Below are 19,244 nucleotides of genomic sequence, written 5' to 3'. Positions count from 1 at the left end.
GGGTGGCGCGTTCGGGGGTACGCCGGTTCAGCGGCCCCGGGCCGCGTCGATCACCTCGTCCAGCGTCTCCCGGGAGCGCAGCAGGTCGGCGATCATCCGGTCGATGCGGGCGCGTTCCTCGGCGAGGGCGGAGACGAGCCGGGGGGTGGCGACGGCGGAGGGGCCGCCGTCGGCGTCCCGCATGCACGGGAGCAGCTGTGCGATCTTCGAGCTGCTCAGCCCCGCCGCGAACAGCTCCTGGATCCGGACGACCCGGTCGACCGCGGCCTCGGGATACTCCCGGTGCCCGCCGGGTGTCCGCCCGGACGCCAGCAGGCCCTGCTTCTCGTAGTAGCGCAGCGACCGCTCGCTCACGCCGGTGCGCCGGGCCAGTTCGCCGATCCGCACGGTCCCCCCAGGGACTTGAATCTGACATGGGTGTCAACTTCTAGCGTATCGGCATGACGCACACGACAGCGCTCTTCGAGCCTTTCGGCCTCGGCCCGCTGGCCCTCCCCAACCGCCTGGTGATGGCCCCGCTCACCCGCAACCGCGCGGCCGCCGACGGCACTCCCACCCCGCTGATGGCCGCCTACTACGCCCAGCGCGCCACCGCCGGCCTGATCATCGCCGAGGCCTCGACGCCGAACGCGACCGGGCAGACGTACCCGAACATCACCGCGATCCACGCACCGGGCCACGTGGCCGGCTGGCGCCGGGTGACGGACGCCGTGCGGGCGGCGGGCGGCGGGCCGATGTTCCTGCAGCTCCAGCACGGCGGCCGGGTCGGGCATCCGGCCACCAGCGGCCTGACCCCGGTGGCGCCCTCGCCGGTTCCCCTGCCGGAGACGATCTTCACGCCCGAGGGGCGCCGGCGGGCCGTCGTCCCGCGGGAGATGACCCTCGACGACATCCGTGCCACCGTCGCCGACTTCGCGGCCGCCGCCCGCAACGCGATCGAGGCGGGCTTCGACGGCGTGGAGGTGCACGCGGCCAACGGCCACCTGCTGCACCAGTTCCTCGCCGGGAACACCAATCTCCGCACGGACGACTACGGCGGGTCGGTGGCCGGGCGGATCCGGTTCGCGGTGGAGGTGGTCGAGGCCGTGGCCGCCGGGATCGGCGCCGGCCGGGTGGGGGTGCGCGTCTCCCCGGGCAACACCGTCAACGGCATCGCGGAGACGGACACGGACGTGCTCCACCCCGCGCTCGTCGAGGCGCTGGCGGGACGGGGACTGGCCTATCTCCACCTGGCGTACGCCGACCCGGACGTGCCCCTCTTCCGGCGGATCCGCGCGGACTGGCCGGGGACCCTCGTCGCCAACCCCGTGCTGCCGGAGATCTCCACCGAGGCGGTGCTCCGAGGGTCCGCGCGCCTGCTGGCCGCCGGGGCCGACCTGATCGCCCTCGGCCGGCCCTTCCTCGCCAACCCCGACCTGGTGGCGCGGCTGCGGCTGGGCGCGCCGCTCAACCCGGTCAGGGACCGGTACCTGATGTACGTGGGCGGGGCGGCCGGCTACACCGACTACCCCGCCCTCGACGAGGCCGGGCCTCAGCCGTCCAGGTCCTCGATGCGGGCGTGGGACGGGGCCCGCGTGGTCTGAAGGTCCCGGGCCACGTCCTCGGCCGCGCCCAGCACCCGTACCGCGTTCTGCCAGGTCAGCTTGGCCAGGTCGGTCTTCGACCAGCCGCGGCGGAGCAGTTCGGCGATGAGGTTGGGGTAGCCGGAGACGTCGTTCAGGCCGTCCGGGGTGAAGGCGGTGCCGTCGTAGTCGCCGCCGATGCCGATGTGGTCGACGCCGGCGACCTCCCGCATGTGGTCGAGGTGGTCGGCGACCGTGGCGGCCGTGGCGACCGGGCGCGGGCGCCGCTCCTCGAAGGCGCGGTGCACCTTCATCGCCTCGGGGGTGGTGTCCAGGGGGTGGAAGCCGTGCGCGCGCATGTTCGCGTCGGCCTCGGCCGTCCACTCCACGGCCGCCTGGAGCACGAACTTCGGCACGAACGTCACCATCGCCACGCCGCCGTTGGCGGGCAGGCGTTCGAGGACGTCGTCCGGGATGTTGCGCGGGTGGTCGCAGACGGCCCGGGCGGAGGAGTGGGAGAAGATCACCGGCGCGGAGGTGGTGTCCAGCGCGTCCCGCATCGTCGTGGCGGCGACGTGGGAGAGGTCGACCAGCATGCCGAGCCGGTTCATCTCCCGCACGACCTCGCGGCCGAAGGCCGACAGCCCGCCGACGCCCGGTTCGTCCGTCGCGGAGTCGGCCCAGGGCACGTTGTCGTTGTGGGTCAGGGTCAGGTAGCGCACGCCGAGCGCGTGCAGCCCGCGCAGCGTGCCGAGGGAGCAGGCGATGGAGTGGCCGCCCTCGGCGCCCATGAGGGAGGCGATGCGGCCCTGTTCCCGCGCGGCCTCCAGGTCGGCGGCCGTCAGCGCGGGCGCCAGGTCCCGCGGGTGGCGGGCCAGCAGCTGCCGCACGCAGTCGATCTGTTCGAGGGTGGCCGCGACCGGATCGGGCTCGTCGGTGCGCACGTACACCGACCAGAACTGCGCGCCGACCCCGCCCGCGCGCAGCCGCGGGATGTCGGTGTGCAGGTGGGCGCCCTGGTCGACGGCGATGTCGCGGGCGTCGAGGTCGTAGCGGACCTGCTCGCGCAGCGCCCAGGGCAGGTCGTTGTGCCCGTCGACGACGGGGAACTCGGCGAGGAGGGCGCGGGCGTCGTCGTGGGAGGTCACCGGCGTCACTTCCCGAAGCCGAAGCTGCCGCCCGTGCCGTCCACCTTGGCGCGCAGGCGCCTGCCCTTCTCGGTGGCCTGGTCGTTCAGGTCCTGCTGGAACTCGCGCATCCGCTGCAGCAGGTCCTCGTCGTGCGCGGCGAGCATCCGGGCGGCGAGGAGGCCGGCGTTGCGGGCGCCGGCGACGGAGACGGTCGCGACCGGGACGCCGGCCGGCATCTGCACGATCGACAGCAGGCTGTCCATGCCGTCGAGGTACTTCAGCGGCACGGGCACGCCGATCACCGGCAGCGGGGTCACGGAGGCGAGCATGCCGGGCAGGTGGGCGGCGCCCCCGGCCCCGGCGATGATCGCCTTCAGTCCGCGGTCGGCGGCCTGCTCCCCGTAGGCGATCATCTCGCGCGGCATGCGGTGCGCGGAGACGACGTCGACCTCGTAGGCGATCCCGAACTCGTCGAGGGCCTGGGCGGCGGCCTCCATGACGGGCCAGTCGGAGTCCGAGCCCATGACGATGCCGACCGAGGGCAGGGGGCGCTCGTCGGCGCTGGTCGCGAAGCGGTGGTCGGGCGACGGGTGGGCCGGGCTCATTCGGTGATCGTGCCTCTCAGGTAGCCGGCAGCGTGACGGGCGCGCTCCAGCACGTCGTCCAGGTCGTCGCCGTAGGTGTTGACGTGGCCGACCTTGCGGCCGGGCTTCACGTCCTTGCCGTACATGTGGATCTTGAGCTGGGGGTCGCGGGCCATGCAGTGCAGGTACGCGGAGTACATGTCCGGGTAGTCGCCGCCGAGGACGTTGACCATCACCGTCCACTTCGCGCGCGGGCGCGGGTCGCCGAGCGGCAGGTCGAGGACGGCCCGGACGTGGTTGGCGAACTGGGAGGTGATCGCGCCGTCCATCGTCCAGTGGCCGGAGTTGTGCGGGCGCATCGCGAGCTCGTTGACGAGGACGCGGCCGTCGCGGGTCTGGAACAGCTCCACGGCGAGGTGGCCGACGACGCCCAGTTCCCTGGCGATGGTCAGGGCCATCTCCTCGGCCCTGAGCGCGAGGTCCTCGTCCAGGCCGGGGGCGGGGGCGATGACCGTGTCGCAGACGCCGTTCACCTGCCGGGACTCGACCACCGGGTAGGCGACGGCCTGGCCGTGCGGGGACCGCACGACGTTGGCGGCCAGCTCGCGCACGAAGTCGACCTTCTCCTCGGCGAGGACCGCGACGCCCGCGCGGAACGGCTCGGCGGCCTCCTCGACCGAGTGCACGACCCACACGCCCTTGCCGTCGTAGCCGCCGCGGACGGTCTTCAGGACGACCGGGAATCCCTCCCCCTCCGCGGCGAAGGCGGCCACGTCGTCCGGATCGGAGACGATGCGGTGCCGCGGGCACGGCACGCCGATCGCGGTGAGTTTCGCGCGCATCACGCCCTTGTCCTGGGCGTGCACCAGCGCGTCGGGCCCCGGGCGCACGGGGATGCCGTCCGCCTCCAGGGCCCGCAGGTGCTCGGTGGGCACGTGCTCGTGGTCGAAGGTGATCACGTCGCAGCCGCGCGCGAAGTCACGCAGCGTGTCCAGGTCGCGATAGTCGCCGACGACGACGTCGTTCACCACCTGCGCCGCGGAATCCTGGGGCGTGTCACTGAGGAGCTTGAACCTGATGCCCAGCGGGATGCCTGCCTCGTGTGTCATACGAGCGAGCTGGCCCCCGCCGACCATGCCGACTACCGGGAACGTCACGCTCCTAGGGTATCGGCCGCGCCACGGTGCCCTGTTTCCGGCCTCCGACCGGCCCCCGGAACCCGTCCACAGGAAGATCGCACGGGTGGGTGGTTAGCATGACGGGGTTGGCGCAACCTCACGGACGGGGGCCTGCACGGTCATGGGACACGGCTCCTCGGGACTCCGACGGCTCGTTCGCGAGGCCGCCAAGTTCGGCGCGGTGGGCGGGGCGGGCCTGCTCGTCAACCTCGGCGTGTTCAACCTGGTCCGGCACCTGACCGACCTGCAGGTGGTGCGGGCCAGCGTCATCGCGACCGTCGTCGCGATCGTCTTCAACTACGTCGGCTTCCGCTACTTCACCTACCGGGACCGCGACAAGAGCCGCCGCACCAAGGAGATGTCGCTGTTCCTGCTGTTCAGCGCGGCCGGACTGGTGATCGAGAACGGCGTGCTGTACACGGCGACGTACGGCTTCGGCTGGGACAGCCCGCTGCAGAGCAACGTCTTCAAGTTCCTCGGCATCGGCATCGCCACGCTGTTCCGGTTCTGGTCGTACCGGACGTGGGTGTTCCGGGCGCTGCCGGGCCGGACCCCGGTGACCGGCCCGGAGTCCCTCCTGGAGACGGCGGCGAGGAAGCCGAAGGCCCGCCAGCGCGCGTGACGGCGCCGGCCGGACCTACCGGACGGTGGGCTCGCCCGCCGACGTCTTGCCCGGCGGCGGGGTGCGGGACAGGAACAGGCCGAAGACCGCCGGCTTGGCCTGGAGCAGTTCCAGCCGGCCCCCGTCGGCCTCCGCCAGGTCGCGGGCGACGGCCAGGCCGATGCCCGTGGAGTTGTGCCCGCTGATCGTGCGCTCGAAGATCCGCGCGCCCAGGTCGGCGGGGACGCCCGGACCCTCGTCGGCCACCTCGACCACCGCCTGGTTCCCCGTCACCCGGGTGCGCAGCGCGACCGTGCCGCCGCCGTGCATCAGGGAGTTCTCGATCAGCGCGGCCAGCACCTGGGCCACCGCGCCCGGCGTGCCCACGGCGTTCAGGTGCCGCTTGCCGGAGCACACGATCGCCCGGCCCGCGCTGCGGTAGGCGGGGCGCCACTCCGCGATCTGCTGCTGGATGACCTCGTCCAGGTCGAAGGTGACGGCCGAGCCGTTGCGCGGGTCGCGGGAGTTGGTCAGCAGCCGCTGCACCACGTCCGTCAGCCGCTCCACCTGCGACAGCGCGATCGTCGCCTCCTCCTTCACCGTGTCCGGGTCGTCGGTGAGGGTGATCTCCTCCAGCCGCATGGACAGCGCGGTCAGCGGTGTGCGCAGCTGGTGGGAGGCGTCGGCGGCCAGGCGGCGCTCGGCGGTCAGCATCCGGGCGATGCGCTCGGCGGAGGCGTCCAGCACGTCCGCGACCCGGTCCAGCTCGGGGACGCCGTACCGCTTGTGCCTCGGGCGCGGGTCGCCCGAGCCGAGGCGTTCGGCGGTCTCGGCGAGGTCGGTGAGCGGGGAGGCGAGCCGGTTGGCCTGGCGGACCGCCAGCAGCACCGCGGCCACCACCGCCAGCAGCGCCACCAGCGCGATGATCACCAGGGTCCGGCCGACCTCCCGGGTCACCGCGGACCTCGGCTCCTCGACGACGACCTGCTCGCCCTCCTCGCCGGTGGCCTCGCCGCGGATGACCCCGCCCCGCGGCTTGTCGCCGATCTCGATGGGCCGCTGCCCCGGGATCCGGATCACGGCGTACCGGCCCCGGGCGACCTGGCCGCGCAGGACGTCGGCGTCGACGGTCCCGGCGCCCAGCAGGCGGCTGTCCACGATGCTGGCCAGCCGGGCGGCCTCCAGCTCCACGCGTTCCTGGGCGCTGCTGCTGATCGTCCGGCTCTCGACGACGACGAGGGAGACGCCGAAGACGGCGATCACGACGAGCACCACGGCGAGCGTGGACTGGATCAGGCGACGGCGCATGTTCTCTTACCCGCGAGGGCCCGGTGGGCGTTCAGTTCTTCTCGAAGCGGAAGCCCACGCCGCGCACGGTGGCGATGTAGCGGGGGTTGGCCGCGTCGTCCCCGAGTTTCTTGCGCAGCCAGGAGATGTGCATGTCGAGGGTCTTCGTCGACGACCACCAGGTGGTGTCCCAGACCTCGCGCATCAGCTGGTCGCGGGTGACGACCCGGCCGGCGTCCCGCACCAGCACCCGCAGCAGGTCGAACTCCTTCGCGGTGAGCTGCAGCTCCTCGTCGCCCATCCACGCCCGGTGCGACTCGACGTCGATGCGCACCCCGTGCGTGGCGGACGGCTGCTGCGGCTCGGCGGCGCCGCGCCGCAGCAGGGCGCGGACGCGGGCGAGCAGCTCGGCGAGCCGGAAGGGTTTGGTGACGTAGTCGTCGGCGCCCGCGTCGAGACCGACGACGGTGTCCACCTCGTCGGCGCGCGCGGTCAGGATGAGGATCGGCACGGTGTGCCCCTCGGCGCGCAGCCGGCGGGCCACCTCCAGGCCGTCCATGCCGGGCAGACCCAGGTCGAGCACGACCAGGTCGACGCCGCCCTGGACCCCGGCGTCGAGGGCGGCGGGACCGTCCTCGCGCACCTCGACCTCGTACCCTTCCCGGCGCAGTGCGCGGGCCAGCGGCTCCGAGATGGACGCATCGTCCTCGGCGAGCAGTACTCGGGTCATGAAGTGATGGTAGTCCGCCCGGGTCGGCGGCCGATGCATGATCGCGGAGCCCGGTCCCTCCCCCGCCTTCCCTTTGTGCAGTAACGGTACAAACCGGTGACCGTAAGGTGATAACCCGATGAGGACCTTAGAAAAGCCGCCTTCGGTTCCCTCCAAACCTGTGATCCATGTCTCAAGTCCTTCCATATCCGGCTGTGCCCTGCCGTATGGTGAATGAACGCCTGTAGCACCACGGGGACCTTTGGCGCTGTTCGACGCTGAAGGTCTCTTTTGTGCGCGGGCTGGCCCGCGGCCAGCCCTGGAAAGGAACGACCTGTGGCCGGGCCTCGCCGCGCAGTGACGCGCGTAGAGGCGTGGATCCCGGTGGTCGCCGTCCGTCGCTCCGCGATCCGGAGCGGCCGGCCCGTAGGCGTCGGGCGGAGGGCGGGACCCGCCGGTGCCGGCCGCCCCCCACCGGGCGCGCTCCTCGGGTGACGCGTCCCGACCAGCAAGGAACGACCATGGCGTCCAGCCTGACGAAGGACTCGGTCCAACCGGCCACCCCCGGTTCCGGGAAGACCTTCTTCGGCCACCCCCGGGGTCTGGCCACCCTCTTCATGACCGAGATGTGGGAGCGCTTCTCCTACTACGGCATGCGGGCTCTGCTTCCGCTGTACCTCGTCGCCCCGGGCGGACTGCACCTGGACGCCGGCGCCGCGACCGCGATCTACTCGGTGTACGTGTCGCTGGTGTACCTGCTCGCCATGCCGGGCGGCTGGTTCGGCGACCGCGTCTGGGGACCGCGCAAGACGGTCGCCGTGGCCGGCGCGGTCATCATGCTCGGTCACCTCACGCTGGCGCTGCCGTCCTCCGGCACGTTCTACGCGGGCCTGGGCCTGGTCGCCATCGGTTCGGGCCTGCTGAAGGCCAACATCTCCACGATGGTCGGCCACCTGTACAAGGGGCCGGACGACCCGCGCCGCGACGGCGGCTTCACCGTCTTCTACATGGGCATCAACCTCGGTGCCTTCGCCGCGCCGCTGATCATCGGCACCATCGGCGAGAGCGTCGACTGGCACCTGGGCTTCGCGCTCGCCGCGCTCGGCATGGCGCTGGGCCTCGCCCAGTTCCTGCTGGGCAGCCGCCACCTGGACCCGCACTCCAGCGTCGTCCCGAAGCCGCTGTCCGCCGCGGAGAAGGCCGCCACGCTGCGCAAGGCCGCGCTCTGGGCGGGCATCGCCGTCGTCGCGTACGCCGTCCTGGGCTTCTCCGGCCACTACACCCTGAACTGGGTCCTGGTCCCGCTGACCCTCCTCGGTGTGATCATCCCGGCCCTCGTCCTGGTCCGCATCAAGCGCGACAAGGAGCTGGACCGCGCCGAGCAGTCCAAGATGTCGGCCTACATCTGGTTCTTCGTCGCCGCTGCCGTGTTCTGGATGATCTACGACCAGGGCGGCTCGACCCTGTCGATCTTCGCCGACTCCTCCGCCGAGAACAGCGTCCTCGGCTGGGAGTTCCCGGTCTCCTGGTACCAGTCGGTCAACCCGGTCCTGATCATGGCGCTGGCCCCGGTCTTCGCCTGGTTCTGGCTGGCGCTGAACCGGCGCGGCAAGGAGCCCAGCACGATCGTGAAGTTCGCCTCCGGCCTGGTGCTGGTCGGCGCGTCCTTCTTCCTCTTCCTCGCCCCGCTGTCGATCGCGGACGGCGGCCACAAGGCGGCGGCGCTGTGGCTGGTGGCGATCTACTTCACGCAGACCGTCGGTGAGCTGCTGCTCTCCCCGGTCGGCCTGTCGGTCACCACGAAGATGGCGCCCGCGAAGTACGCCTCGCAGATGATGGGCGTCTGGTTCCTCGCCGTCACCGCCGGCGACGCCACCACCGGCCTGCTCTCCATCGCCGGCGTCGACCTGAACAAGACGGGCATCGTGGCCCTGGAGGCCACGCTCGCCGTGGTCGCCGGCGTGGCGGTGTGGATGTACCGCAACAAGGTGAAGGAGCTCATGGGGGACGTCCGCTGAGAGCCCGCCGACGGGCTCCCACGACGCCGGGCTTCCACGACGGAGGGCCACCGCACCGGACGGGTGCGGTGGCCCTCCGGGCGTTCGGCGGAGCCGGCGGCGACCGGCGGGACACGCCGGCCCGCCGCCGGCCCGGCGGGAGGCGGCGGGCGCGGGGATCCGCGCCGCGCGCTCCCCGGCCGGGCGGCCCGTCTAGGCCGGCGCTCCGAGTTCCGCCCAGACGGTCTTGCCCGCGACGCCCGGGGTCCGTACGACCCCCCAGTCCAGGCACAGCCGCTGCACGATGAACATCCCGTGGCCGCCGGGGCGCCCCGCGCGGTGCGGGGTGCGGGGGGCCGGCTGGCCCGTCCCCCGGTCGGAGACCTCGATCCGGATCACCTTCCTGTCGCAGGTGATCCACAGTTCGTCCGGCCCCTCGGCGTGCAGGCAGGCGTTCGTGACCAGTTCGGACACGACGAGCAGTACGTCCTCGGCGGCGGCCCGCTGGTCGGCGGTGGCGGCGGGCAGCCAGCCCCACGCGTACAGGGCCTGGCGGGTGAAGTCGCGGGCGAGCGGGACGACGCCGCTCTCGCCGTCGAAGCTCAGCCTGCGGACCTGGCGGCCCGCCGACGACGCGGACGGCCCGGCCTCGCCCCCTGCGGAGGCGCCGGCCGCCGCCACGCCCCCCTCGGGAGCACCGGCCGCCGCCACGCCCCCCTCGGATGCACCGGAAGCGCCGCTGGGCTCCGGACCGCGGTCGCCCGGCGGGTAGGGCCGGGTGGTGCTCATCAGCGCTTCACCTCACCGATTCACCAGTTCAGGATGTGGAAGTCGTACACGGTCACTTGCACTCACGCAGTACGGCGGTGCGTCGGTTCTCGGCGTTCCGCCGCCCCGGCGGCCGACGTGTTTCGCATGTCTCCTGCCCGACCCGACCGGCCGAACACCCTTTGATCGGGCCGGAAACGGCGGCGGGAGGAAATCACCGGCCGCAGCGGGACGGGCACGGTCCGCGGGCCTGCGCATCCGCCGCTCAGCCGGAGTCGTCGGCCAGGGCGGCCTCGAGCGTGTCATGGACGGCGAACACCGCGTCCGCCCCGGTGATCTCGAACACTCGCGCGACGACCGGCTGCATTCCCACGAGGTGCACCCCTCCCCCGGCGGCCTCCGCCTTCAGCCGCGCGCCCAGCAGGACGTTCAGCCCCGTGGAGTCGCAGAACTCCAGACGCGCGCAGTCGATGACGAGCCGGTTGAATCCCTTGGCGAGGCAGTCCTCGAGTGGCTCACGCAACAGATCGGCGGTGTGGTGATCGAGCTCACCCGCCGGAGTCACGACGGCACTAGGGCCCTCTTCCCGCACCTCCACCAGAAGCCGGCCCGACTGTGCGCTGCCGACCGTCCCGCGGTCCATGCCGTCTCTCTCTCCCGACGTCGTGGCTGCTTACTGACGCCCTCGAACACTACGCCTTCCTCACGCCCTCCGACACCCGAACAACTGCACACAAACGGACACAAGCACACAGAACGCACTTGCGGTGGGTTCGGTGAAGCGGGTAGGGCTAGTAAAGACACGTACCCGACACGGCCGGCTTTGGAGGCGCCGCACACCGCAGTGCACGTACTGGCTTCGGCAGCCGTATGCCGAGAACGATGGAGGACATCATGTCACCCCGGCTCGACGCATCGCGTACCCGCGAAGCGACGTCGACACCCCCTCCGGAGCTCCTGGACCCCCGCGAGCAGCACGACCTACCCGACGCGGACGGACACGACGTCCTCGTCGAACAGCCCGGCGCCCTCACCGGACTTCCGGAGATCCCCCCGTACGACGAGGTGGGCCCGGTCGACGCGCGAGCCCTGTCCAAGACCCTCTTCGAGCGCCTGGAGTCGCTGGAGGAAGGCACCCGCGAGTACTCGTACGTGCGCAACACGCTCGTCGAACTCAACCTCGCCCTCGTCAAGTTCGCCGCCTCCCGCTTCCGCTCGCGCAGCGAGCCGATGGAGGACATCGTCCAGGTCGGCACCATCGGCCTGATCAAGGCGATCGACCGCTTCGAGCTCTCCCGCGGCGTGGAGTTCCCCACGTTCGCGATGCCGACCATCATCGGCGAGATCAAGCGCTTCTTCCGCGACACCTCGTGGTCCGTGCGCGTACCGCGCCGGCTGCAGGAGCTCCGGCTGGACCTGGCCAAGGCCGGTGACGAGCTGGCCCAGCAGCTCGACCGGGCCCCCACGGTGGCCGAACTGGCCGAGCGGCTCGGCATCTCCGCCGACGAGGTCGTCGAGGGCATGGCGGCGTCGAACGCGTACACGGCCTCGTCGCTGGACGCGCAGCCGGAGGAGGACGACACCGAGGGCACGCTCGCGGACCGCATCGGCTACGAGGACCACGGGCTCGAAGGCATCGAGTACATCGAGTCGTTGAAGCCGCTGATCGCCGAACTCCCGTCCCGGGACCGGAAGATCCTCTCCCTCCGCTTCGTCGCCGGCATGACCCAGTCGGAGATCGGCGACGAGCTCGGCATCTCCCAGATGCACGTGTCGCGGCTGCTGTCGCGGACGCTGGTACGGCTGCGCAAGGGCCTGACGGTCGAGGAGTGACCGGCTCCCCGGCCGCCGACGGGGCACCGGGCGCGGTCCGTCGGCGCCCGCCCGCACGCCGCGAGCGGGTCGGCGGCGCGCCGGCCGGGCCCGCGCCCGTTCTCAGCAGACCCGGACGCCCCGCCGCCACACCCCGCTCACCAGCGGCACCCCCGGCCGGTAGGCCAGGTGCACGTGGCTCGGGGCGTCGAGCACGAGCAGGTCGGCGTACGCGCCCGGGGTGAGGCGGCCGATGTCGGTGCGGCGCAGGGCCGCCGCGCCGCCCGCCGTGGCCGACCACACCGCCTCGTCCGGGGTCATCCCCATCTCCCGCACCGCGAGCGCGATGCAGAAGGGGACGGAGGAGGTGAAGGACGAGCCCGGGTTGCAGTCCGTGGACAGGGCGACGGTGACGCCCGCGTCGAGGAGGCGGCGGGCGTCGGGCCACTCGGCGCGGGTGGAGAACTCGGCGCCGGGCAGCAGGGTGGCGACGGTACGGCTGCCGGCCAGGGCGTCGATGTCCGCGTCGGTGAGATGGGTGCAGTGGTCGGCGCTGGCCGCGTCGAGTTCGACGGCGAGCCGGACGCCGGGGCCGTGGGAGAGCTGGTTGGCGTGGACACGCGGATGCAGGCCCTTCGCCTTCCCGGCGGTGAGGATCGCGCGGGCCTGGTCGCCGTCGAAGGCGCCGCGCTCGCAGAAGACGTCGATCCAGCGGGCGTGGGGGGCGCAGGCGTCGAGCATCTCGCCGGTGACGAGGGCGACGTAGGCGTCCGGGTCGCCGGTGTGCTCCGGGGGGACGACGTGGGCGCCCAGGTAGGTGACCTCGTCGGTGTGGCGGGCGGCGATGCGCAGGGCGCGGGACTCGTCGGCGACGGTCAGGCCGTAGCCCGACTTGGTCTCGAAGGTGGTGGTGCCCTGGCGGAGCGCCTCGGCGAGGTAGCGGGTGAGACCCGCCTCCAGTTCCTCGTCGGTCGCGGCGCGGGTGGCGGCGACCGTCGTGCGGATGCCGCCCGCGCTGTAGGGGCGGCCGGACATGCGGGCGTTGAACTCCTCGGCGCGGTCGCCCGCGAAGAGCAGGTGGGAGTGGGAGTCGACGAAGCCGGGCAGGACCGCCCGGCCGCCCGCGTCGACCTGGTTGTCAGTGGCGGGTGCTTTGCTTCGGTCACCGGTCCACGCGACGCGGTCGCCCTCGATGACGACGGCCGCGTCCCGGACCAGTCCGAGGGGGGTTCCGTCATCCGGGGAGGGGTCGTTGGTGACCAGGACGGCGATGTTGGTGATGAGCGTGCTGGCGGTGCTCGCGGAGCTGGCGGGGCTGACGGTCGTCGCGTTGCTCATGGCGTCCTTGCTGGCCTGGTCGGCGGTGGGGTCGGGTCCGGGTGCGGGCCGCGCGGGCGGGCGGCCGGGGGTCATCCGCGCAGGGCTGCGACGGCGTCCGCGAGGGCTTTCGGCACGTCCGGTACGAGGAGGTGGACCCCGTCCCGTACGACGGGCCGGCCCGCCACGACCGTGTGCGACACGTCCGCTGCCGACGCGGCGAACACGGCCGTCTCGGCCCCGAGCCGCGGAGGCGGCCCTGCCGTCCTGACCGAGTCGAGGGCGATCGTGGTGAAGTCGGCGAGCGCGCCGGGCTCCAGGGCGCCGGCGTCGTCCCAGCCGAGGGCCGCGTGGCCGTCGGCCGAGGCCGCCCGCAGGAGGGCGGCGGCCGTCCAGTGGCCTCGCCTGCGGGTGCGCAGGCGCTCGTTCAGCTCCAGGGCGCGGGCCTCCTCCAGCAGGTCGATGACGGCGTGGCTGTCGGAGCCGAGGCAGAGCGGGGAGCCGGCGCGCTGGAGGGCCGTGGCGGGGCCGATGCCGTCGGCGAGGTCGCGTTCGGTGGTCGGGCACATGCAGGTGCCGGTGCCGGTGCCCCCGATCAGGGCGATGTCGTCGTCGGTGAGGTGCGTGTGGTGGACGCCGGTGGTGCGCGGCCCGAGCACGCCGTGGTCGGCGAGGAGCCGGGCGGGGGTGCGGCCGTGGGCGGCGAGGCAGGCGTCGTTCTCCGCGGGCTGCTCGGACAGGTGCACGTGCAGCGGGGCCTGCCGCTCCTCGGCCCACCGCGCCACGGTCGCCAGCTGGCCGGCGGGCACGGCCCGTACCGAGTGGATCGCCGCCCCGATCCGCGCGTGGTCCCGGTTCCCGAGGGCCGCGCAGCGTTCCGCCCAGGCCTCGGCCGTCCCGTCGGAGAAGCGCAGCTGGTGGGCGGTGGGCGGTCGGCCGAAGCCGGCGGAGAGGTAGCAGGTGTCGAGGAGGGTGATCCGGATGCCGGCTTCGGCGGCGGCCGCGATCAGGGCCTCGCCCATCGCGTTGGGGTCGGCGTAGCGGGTGCCGCCGGGGGCGTGGTGGACGTAGTGGAACTCGCCGACGGCGGTGATGCCGGCGAGGGCCATCTCGGCGTACACCGCGCGGGCCAGCGCGTGGTAGGTGTCCGGGGTGAGCCGCTGGGCGACGGAGTACATCACCTCGCGCCAGGTCCAGAAGGTGCCGGAGCCGGTCTGGACGGTGGAGCGCAGGGCGCGGTGGAAGGCGTGGCTGTGGGCGTCGGCCAGGCCCGGCAGGGTCAGTCCGCGCAGCACCTCGGCGCCGGGCGGCGGGGCGGTGACGTCCGTGCGCACGGCGGCGACGCGGCCGTCCCGGACGTCGACGGCCACGCCCGGTTCGACGTTCCCGCCGAGCCAGGCGTGCTCCAGCCAGTAGGTCGTCGGTGTCACCGGCAGGCCAGCCCTTCCAGTACGTCGGCGAGTGCGAGGACCCCGGCCACGCAGTCGTCCTCGGCCGCGGACTCGGCCGGGGAGTGCGAGATCCCCGTGGGGTTGCGCACGAACAGCATGGCGGTCGGGATGCTCCCGGCGAGGATCCCGGCGTCGTGTCCGGCGCCCGTGCCGAGGACGGGGACCCTCAGCCCGGGCCGACCGGCCCTGCCCAGGATGCGGGCGAGTTCGTCGCGCAGGGCGTGGTCGAACTCGACGAGGGGGGTGAACGACTCGCGGACGACGTCCAGGCCGACGCCGTGCGCGGCGGCGTGCTCGCGGGCCGCCTCCTCGATGCCGCCGACCACGGTGTCGAGGGTGTCCTGCCCCGGCGCGCGGGAGTCGAGCCAGCCGCGCACCAGGGCGGGGACGGCGTTGACGCCGTTCGGTTCGACGGCGACCTTGCCGAAGGTGGCGACGGCACCGGCGCGTTCGGCCTGGCGGCGGGCGGCGAGCACGGCCTGGGCGTACGGCAGCATGGGGTCGCGCCGGTCGGCGAGCCGGGTGGTGCCGGCGTGGTTGGCCTCGCCCCGGAAGTCGAACCGCCACCGCCCGTGCGGCCAGATGGCGCTCGCGACGCCCACCGGGTCGCCGGACAGGTCCAGCGCCCGGCCCTGCTCGACGTGGAGTTCGACGAAGGCGCCGATGCGGGCCAGCCGTTCCGGGTCGGGGCCGAGGGCGCCGGGGTCGTGTCCGGCGGCCTCCATGGCGCGCGGCAGGGTGATCCCGTCGGCGTCGGTCAGCCGGTGCGCCTGCTCGGCGGTGAGCCGTCCGGCGGTGAGCCGCGAGCCGACGCAGGCGAGGCCGAACCGGGCGCCCTCCTCGTCGCCGAAGTTGACCAGGCCGAGCGGGCGGGTGAACCGCGCTCCCCGGGCGCGCAGTTCGTCCAGGGCGGCGAAGGCGGACACGACGCCGAGCGGCCCGTCGAAGGCGCCGCCGTCCGGCACGGAGTCCAGGTGCGACCCGGTGACGACGGCGTCCCCGGCGGCGGGGTCGCCGAGCCAGGCCCACTGGTTGCCGTTGCGGTCGGTCTCGTAGGCCAGCCCGCGCGCCTCGGCCTGCTCCCGGAACCAGGCCCGGCACTCGGCGTCGGCGCCGGTCCAGGCGAACCGGCGGTACCCGCCGGAGGCGGCGCTGCGGCCGACGGGCAGCAGCTCCGCCCACATGCTGTGGAACGTCACGCGTCGTCACCCTCGCGCATCGGCACCCGCACGCCCCGCTCGGCCGCCACCGACTCCGCGAGGTCGTACCCGGCGTCGACGTGCCGGATGACGCCCATGCCCGGGTCGTTGGTGAGCACCCGGCGGATCTTCTCCCCGGCGAGCGGCGTGCCGTCGGCGACCGTGACCTGCCCGGCGTGGATCGACCGTCCCATGCCGACGCCGCCGCCGTGGTGGACCGACACCCAGGAGGCGCCGGAGGCCACGTTCACCATGGCGTTGAGCAGCGGCCAGTCGGCGATCGCGTCGGAGCCGTCGAGCATGGCCTCGGTCTCGCGGTACGGGGAGGCCACGGAGCCGCAGTCGAGGTGGTCGCGGCCGATGACGACGGGCGCGGCCAGCTCGCCGCTCGCCACCATGTCGTTGAACCGCTCGCCGGCCCGGTCGCGTTCGCCGTAGCCGAGCCAGCAGATCCGGGCGGGCAGGCCCTGGAAGCGGACCCGCTCCCCGGCCAGGCGGATCCAGCGGGCCAGGGACTCGTTCTCGGGGAACAGCTCCAGGACGGCCCGGTCCGTCTTCGCGATGTCGGCGGGGTCGCCGGACAGGGCGGCCCAGCGGAAGGGGCCCTTGCCCTCGCAGAACAGGGGCCGGATGTAGGCGGGGACGAAGCCGGGGAAGGCGAACGCCCGGTCGTATCCGGCCAGTCGTGCCTCGCCGCGCAGGGAGTTGCCGTAGTCGAAGACCTCGGCGCCGGCGTCCAGGAAGCCGACCATGGCCTCGACGTGCCGGGCCATGGACTCGCGGGCGCGGGTGGTGAAGCCGGCCGGGTCCTCGGCGGCGGCCTCGGCCATGTCCTCGAAGGCGATGCCGAGCGGGAGATAGCTCAGCGGGTCGTGGGCCGAGGTCTGGTCGGTGACGATGTCGACGGGGGCGCCCATGGCGAGCAGCCGCGGGACCAGTTCGGCGGCGTTGCCGAGGACGCCGATCGACAGCGGCCGGCGGGCGTCGCGGGCCTCCACGGCCAGCCGCAGCGCGTGGTCGGGGGAGTCGGCCCGGACGTCCAGGTAGCGGTGCTCGATGCGGCGCTCGATGGCGCGCGGGTCGCAGTCGACGCAGATCGCCACGCCGTCGTTCATCGTCACGGCGAGCGGCTGGGCGCCGCCCATGCCGCCCAGGCCGGCGGTGAGGGTGATCGTCCCGGCGAGCGAGCCGCCGAACCTCTTCGCGGCGACGGCGGCGAACGTCTCGTAGGTGCCCTGGAGGATGCCCTGGGTGCCGATGTAGATCCAGGAGCCGGCGGTCATCTGCCCGTACATGGTCAGGCCGAGGGCCTCCAGGCGGCGGAACTCCTCCCAGGTGGCCCAGTCGCCGACGAGGTGGGAGTTGGCGATGAGCACGCGCGGGGCCCACTCGTGGGTCCGCATGACGCCGACCGGGCGGCCGGACTGGACGAGCATGGTCTCGTCCTGCTTCAGGGTCCGCAGCGTGCGCACCATGGCGTCGAAGGACCGCCAGTCGCGGGCCGCCTTGCCCGTGCCGCCGTAGACGACCAGCTTCTCGGGGTGCTCGGCGACCTCGGGGTCGAGGTTGTTCCGCAGCATCCGCAGGGCGGCCTCCTGCTGCCATCCCAGGGCGCTCAGCTCGGTGCCGCGCGGCGCCCGGACGGGGCCGGGGGGCGGCCCGTAGGGCTCCGTTCCGGGGCGGTGGGGGGAGGCGGGCGGGCGGGGTCCTGACATGGTCTGCCTCCTGGCGGTCGCTCCCGGCGGACGAGGCCGCTGCCACAGCGGTTATTCACATCCTTGCTTCGTGAATAGAGCTAGTCAATACGGCCGTGTCCCGGCGCGGGCGCGTCGCGCGCGTCCGGCCGGACGCGCGGGCGCGGACACCGGCGTGGCGGGAGCGGGCGGGGCCGCCGGGGGCCACGACGGCGGCGACGGCCGGCGGGACGCGGCGGCCGGTCGCGCCCACGCGCCGGAACCGCCCGCCGTCGCGCCCCGCCCCCGGAGCGGCGCCGCGGCCGCCGCCGTCAGACCAGGGCCGGCGTCCTCCGGCGCGAACCGCCCGGCGCCGCGTCGCCCGCCGCGATGCCCGTGCTGCGGTACGCCTTGACCGTCCGGCCCGCCGGGCGGCCGCCCGACCGGAGCCAGTCGACGCGGACCCACAGCAGGACCTCCTCGGCCCGCTCGCGGCGGCCGATCCAGGCGGCCTTCAGCCACAGGCCCGCGCCGCAGCCGGCCAGCAGCAGGCCGCCCGCGGCGGGCGCGGCGAACGCGCTGCCGAGGGCGGCGAGGAAGGCGAGCAGCAGCCACCAGCGGTGGCCCCGGCGCCAGTTGCGGGTGGTCACCGCCCGGTCCTGGAGCACGTCGTGCTTGCCGGCCCGGGCCGCCGAGCGGGTCAGGGCGGCGTACCGCCCGCGGCGCGCGCACGCCACCACGGCCGTCGCCACGACGAACAGCGCGGCCCCGGCCAGGACGCCGATCCGGCGCCCGGTCAGCCCCGGCATCAGGACACCGATGCCCGCCGCGAACACGCCCAGCCACCACAGCGGTGCCGCCCCCGCCCGTACGACGACGGCCACCCGAGCCAGCCCCTGTCCTCCGCGCGCCACGTCCAGCCTCCTGTCTCAAGGTCTGCGAGGTGTCTGAAGGGTCTCTTAGGAGATAAGGCATGCACGCTAACGGGACAAGGTGAGACGAGTCTGAGAACCGGGCGGGCAGGGGGAACGGGGGGCGCCGCGCCGCCGGCCCTCACTCCGCGAACAGCCCCCGCGCGGCCGCCTTCGCGTCGAACTCCTCCAGGCGGGCCTGGGCGTCGGGCAGGTCGTCGCACATCGCCTCCAGCAGCACCCGGCCGAGCAGCATCGGCGCGCAGGCGGTGTCGAAGACGAGGCCGGTGCCGACGGCGGCGGGCAGCAGCAGGTCGGACACCTTGGCGACCGGTGCGAAGGCGGAGTCGGCGACCGTCACCACCGTCAGTCCCGCCTCCTTGGCGTAGGCCAGGGCGTCGAGGACCTCGCGGGGGTGGCGCGGCAGCGCGAAGCAGAGCAGGGCCGTCGCCCCGGCCCGGACGGCGCCGTCGACGCGGTCGTGGACCATCGTGCCGCCCTCGTTCAGCAGCCGGACGTCCGGGTGGACCTTGGCGGCGAAGTACGCGAAGCCGTACGCCTGGGCGGCCGCCGCGCGCAGCCCGAGCACGGGCAGGGGCCGCGAGGCGGCGAGCAGGCGTCCGGCCCGCCGCACGGGCGCGGGGTCGGCGAGCAGCCCGGCGAGGTGCCTGAGGTTCTCGATCTCGGCCTCGACGGCCTGCTGGTACGCGTTGTGCGCGCCCGCGTCCGCGTCCGCCGCCGGTTCCGCCGGGACGACCTCGCGCAGATGGCGGCGCAGGGCGGGGTAGCCGTCGAAGCCGAGGGCGACGGCGAAGCGGGTCACGGACGGCTGGCTGACCCCGGCCAGCTCGGCCAGCTCCACGCTGGACAGGAACGGCACGTCGGCGGCCCGCCGCACCATGCTGTGCGCGATGCGGCGCTGGGTCGGCGTCAGCCGGTGCCCCTCGAAGAGCGCCTGCAGCCGCGCGGCAGGGCTGTCGGTCACGCCCATGACGTGCTCCCCCTCGGCCTCTTCACATGCCCCGAATCCTGCATGTCGTTATACAGCCGGGGCCTGCCCGCGGC

At 73.7% G+C, this 19,244-nt stretch carries 18 protein-coding genes; 4 read left to right on the top strand and 14 right to left on the bottom strand.

Annotated features, from left to right (window positions below):
- Positions 1 to 27 precede the first annotated feature (27 nt).
- Positions 28 to 387 carry a MerR family transcriptional regulator gene (locus tag ACIBAI_RS12245; protein WP_344607334.1) on the bottom strand — a complete coding sequence of 120 codons (360 nt, stop codon included), beginning with the start codon at positions 385 to 387 and terminating at the stop codon, positions 28 to 30.
- Positions 388 to 440: 53 nt separating this feature from the next.
- Here ACIBAI_RS12245 and ACIBAI_RS12240 point away from each other — a divergent pair, with 53 nt between their 5' ends.
- Positions 441 to 1,583 carry an alkene reductase gene (locus ACIBAI_RS12240; protein ID WP_399033386.1) on the top strand — a complete coding sequence of 381 codons (1,143 nt, stop codon included), beginning with the start codon at positions 441 to 443 and terminating at the stop codon, positions 1,581 to 1,583.
- Here the strand turns inward: ACIBAI_RS12240 and ACIBAI_RS12235 are convergent.
- From ACIBAI_RS12235 to ACIBAI_RS12225, 3 genes are all read right to left on the bottom strand, one after another.
- Entirely contained in the window at positions 1,532 to 2,719 is a 1,188-nt protein-coding gene (locus ACIBAI_RS12235) for a dipeptidase (RefSeq protein ID WP_399033385.1), read from the bottom strand. The genes ACIBAI_RS12240 and ACIBAI_RS12235 overlap by 52 nt on opposite strands.
- On the bottom strand, positions 2,716 to 3,216 hold the full coding sequence (purE, locus tag ACIBAI_RS12230) for a 5-(carboxyamino)imidazole ribonucleotide mutase (protein WP_399033468.1): 501 nt from the start codon (positions 3,214 to 3,216) through the stop codon (positions 2,716 to 2,718). The genes ACIBAI_RS12235 and purE overlap by 4 nt, the downstream gene beginning before the upstream one ends.
- 77 nt (positions 3,217 to 3,293) lie before the next feature.
- Complete coding sequence (locus ACIBAI_RS12225; protein ID WP_399033383.1) at positions 3,294 to 4,433, bottom strand: 5-(carboxyamino)imidazole ribonucleotide synthase; 1,140 nt, start codon at positions 4,431 to 4,433, stop codon at positions 3,294 to 3,296.
- Between the two features lie 142 nt (positions 4,434 to 4,575).
- Between ACIBAI_RS12225 and ACIBAI_RS12220 the strand changes: the two genes are divergently transcribed.
- Complete coding sequence (locus ACIBAI_RS12220; protein WP_399033381.1) at positions 4,576 to 5,076, top strand: GtrA family protein; 501 nt, start codon at positions 4,576 to 4,578, stop codon at positions 5,074 to 5,076.
- A gap of 15 nt (positions 5,077 to 5,091) precedes the next feature.
- On the opposite strand, the gene ACIBAI_RS12215 is transcribed toward ACIBAI_RS12220, so the two are convergent.
- Positions 5,092 to 6,363: an ATP-binding protein gene (locus ACIBAI_RS12215; RefSeq protein ID WP_399033379.1), complete on the bottom strand. Its 1,272-nt coding sequence runs from the start codon at positions 6,361 to 6,363 to the stop codon at positions 5,092 to 5,094.
- A gap of 31 nt (positions 6,364 to 6,394) precedes the next feature.
- A complete protein-coding gene (locus ACIBAI_RS12210) occupies positions 6,395 to 7,072 on the bottom strand; it encodes a response regulator transcription factor (RefSeq protein ID WP_344607322.1) in 678 nt (225 codons plus the stop codon).
- A gap of 500 nt (positions 7,073 to 7,572) precedes the next feature.
- Here ACIBAI_RS12210 and ACIBAI_RS12205 point away from each other — a divergent pair, with 500 nt between their 5' ends.
- Positions 7,573 to 9,069 carry an oligopeptide:H+ symporter gene (locus ACIBAI_RS12205; RefSeq protein ID WP_399033377.1) on the top strand — a complete coding sequence of 499 codons (1,497 nt, stop codon included), beginning with the start codon at positions 7,573 to 7,575 and terminating at the stop codon, positions 9,067 to 9,069.
- Positions 9,070 to 9,261: 192 nt separating this feature from the next.
- On the opposite strand, the gene ACIBAI_RS12200 is transcribed toward ACIBAI_RS12205, so the two are convergent.
- Together ACIBAI_RS12200 and ACIBAI_RS12195 are read right to left on the bottom strand one after the other, a co-directional pair.
- Positions 9,262 to 9,837 carry an ATP-binding protein gene (locus ACIBAI_RS12200; protein WP_399033376.1) on the bottom strand — a complete coding sequence of 192 codons (576 nt, stop codon included), beginning with the start codon at positions 9,835 to 9,837 and terminating at the stop codon, positions 9,262 to 9,264.
- A 244-nt stretch (positions 9,838 to 10,081) separates the two neighbouring features.
- The gene (locus ACIBAI_RS12195) at positions 10,082 to 10,459 is read right to left on the bottom strand and encodes an STAS domain-containing protein (protein WP_399033374.1); all 378 of its coding nucleotides are present in this window, start codon (positions 10,457 to 10,459) and stop codon (positions 10,082 to 10,084) included.
- 251 nt (positions 10,460 to 10,710) lie between these two features.
- Here ACIBAI_RS12195 and ACIBAI_RS12190 point away from each other — a divergent pair, with 251 nt between their 5' ends.
- Positions 10,711 to 11,649 (top strand): RNA polymerase sigma factor SigF, encoded by a 939-nt coding sequence (locus ACIBAI_RS12190; protein WP_399033372.1) that lies wholly within the window; start codon positions 10,711 to 10,713, stop codon positions 11,647 to 11,649.
- 102 nt (positions 11,650 to 11,751) lie between these two features.
- On the opposite strand, the gene hutI is transcribed toward ACIBAI_RS12190, so the two are convergent.
- The 6 genes from hutI to ACIBAI_RS12160 form a co-directional block, all read right to left on the bottom strand.
- A complete protein-coding gene (gene hutI, locus ACIBAI_RS12185; protein WP_399033370.1) occupies positions 11,752 to 13,041 on the bottom strand; it encodes an imidazolonepropionase in 1,290 nt (429 codons plus the stop codon).
- Entirely contained in the window at positions 13,038 to 14,375 is a 1,338-nt protein-coding gene (locus tag ACIBAI_RS12180) for a formimidoylglutamate deiminase (protein ID WP_399033368.1), read from the bottom strand. The genes hutI and ACIBAI_RS12180 overlap by 4 nt, the downstream gene beginning before the upstream one ends.
- Positions 14,372 to 15,595 carry an allantoate amidohydrolase gene (locus tag ACIBAI_RS12175; RefSeq protein ID WP_399033366.1) on the bottom strand — a complete coding sequence of 408 codons (1,224 nt, stop codon included), beginning with the start codon at positions 15,593 to 15,595 and terminating at the stop codon, positions 14,372 to 14,374. The genes ACIBAI_RS12180 and ACIBAI_RS12175 overlap by 4 nt, the downstream gene beginning before the upstream one ends.
- Positions 15,592 to 17,310, bottom strand: a complete 1,719-nt coding sequence (hutU, locus tag ACIBAI_RS12170; protein ID WP_399033364.1) for a urocanate hydratase — start codon at positions 17,308 to 17,310, stop codon at positions 15,592 to 15,594. The genes ACIBAI_RS12175 and hutU overlap by 4 nt, the downstream gene beginning before the upstream one ends.
- Positions 17,311 to 17,600: 290 nt before the next feature.
- Positions 17,601 to 18,182 carry a hypothetical protein gene (locus ACIBAI_RS12165; protein WP_399033362.1) on the bottom strand — a complete coding sequence of 194 codons (582 nt, stop codon included), beginning with the start codon at positions 18,180 to 18,182 and terminating at the stop codon, positions 17,601 to 17,603.
- 139 nt (positions 18,183 to 18,321) lie between these two features.
- A complete protein-coding gene (locus tag ACIBAI_RS12160) occupies positions 18,322 to 19,170 on the bottom strand; it encodes a MurR/RpiR family transcriptional regulator (RefSeq protein ID WP_399033360.1) in 849 nt (282 codons plus the stop codon).
- Positions 19,171 to 19,244: the final 74 nt, after the last annotated feature.

It is taken from the genome of Streptomyces sp. NPDC051041 (assembly GCF_044456065.1).
Taxonomy (GTDB): Bacteria; Actinomycetota; Actinomycetes; order Streptomycetales; family Streptomycetaceae; genus Streptomyces; species Streptomyces glaucus.
The sequence above is the reverse complement of the archived record's forward strand: the minus strand, read 5'-3'. Positions and strand labels throughout refer to the sequence as shown.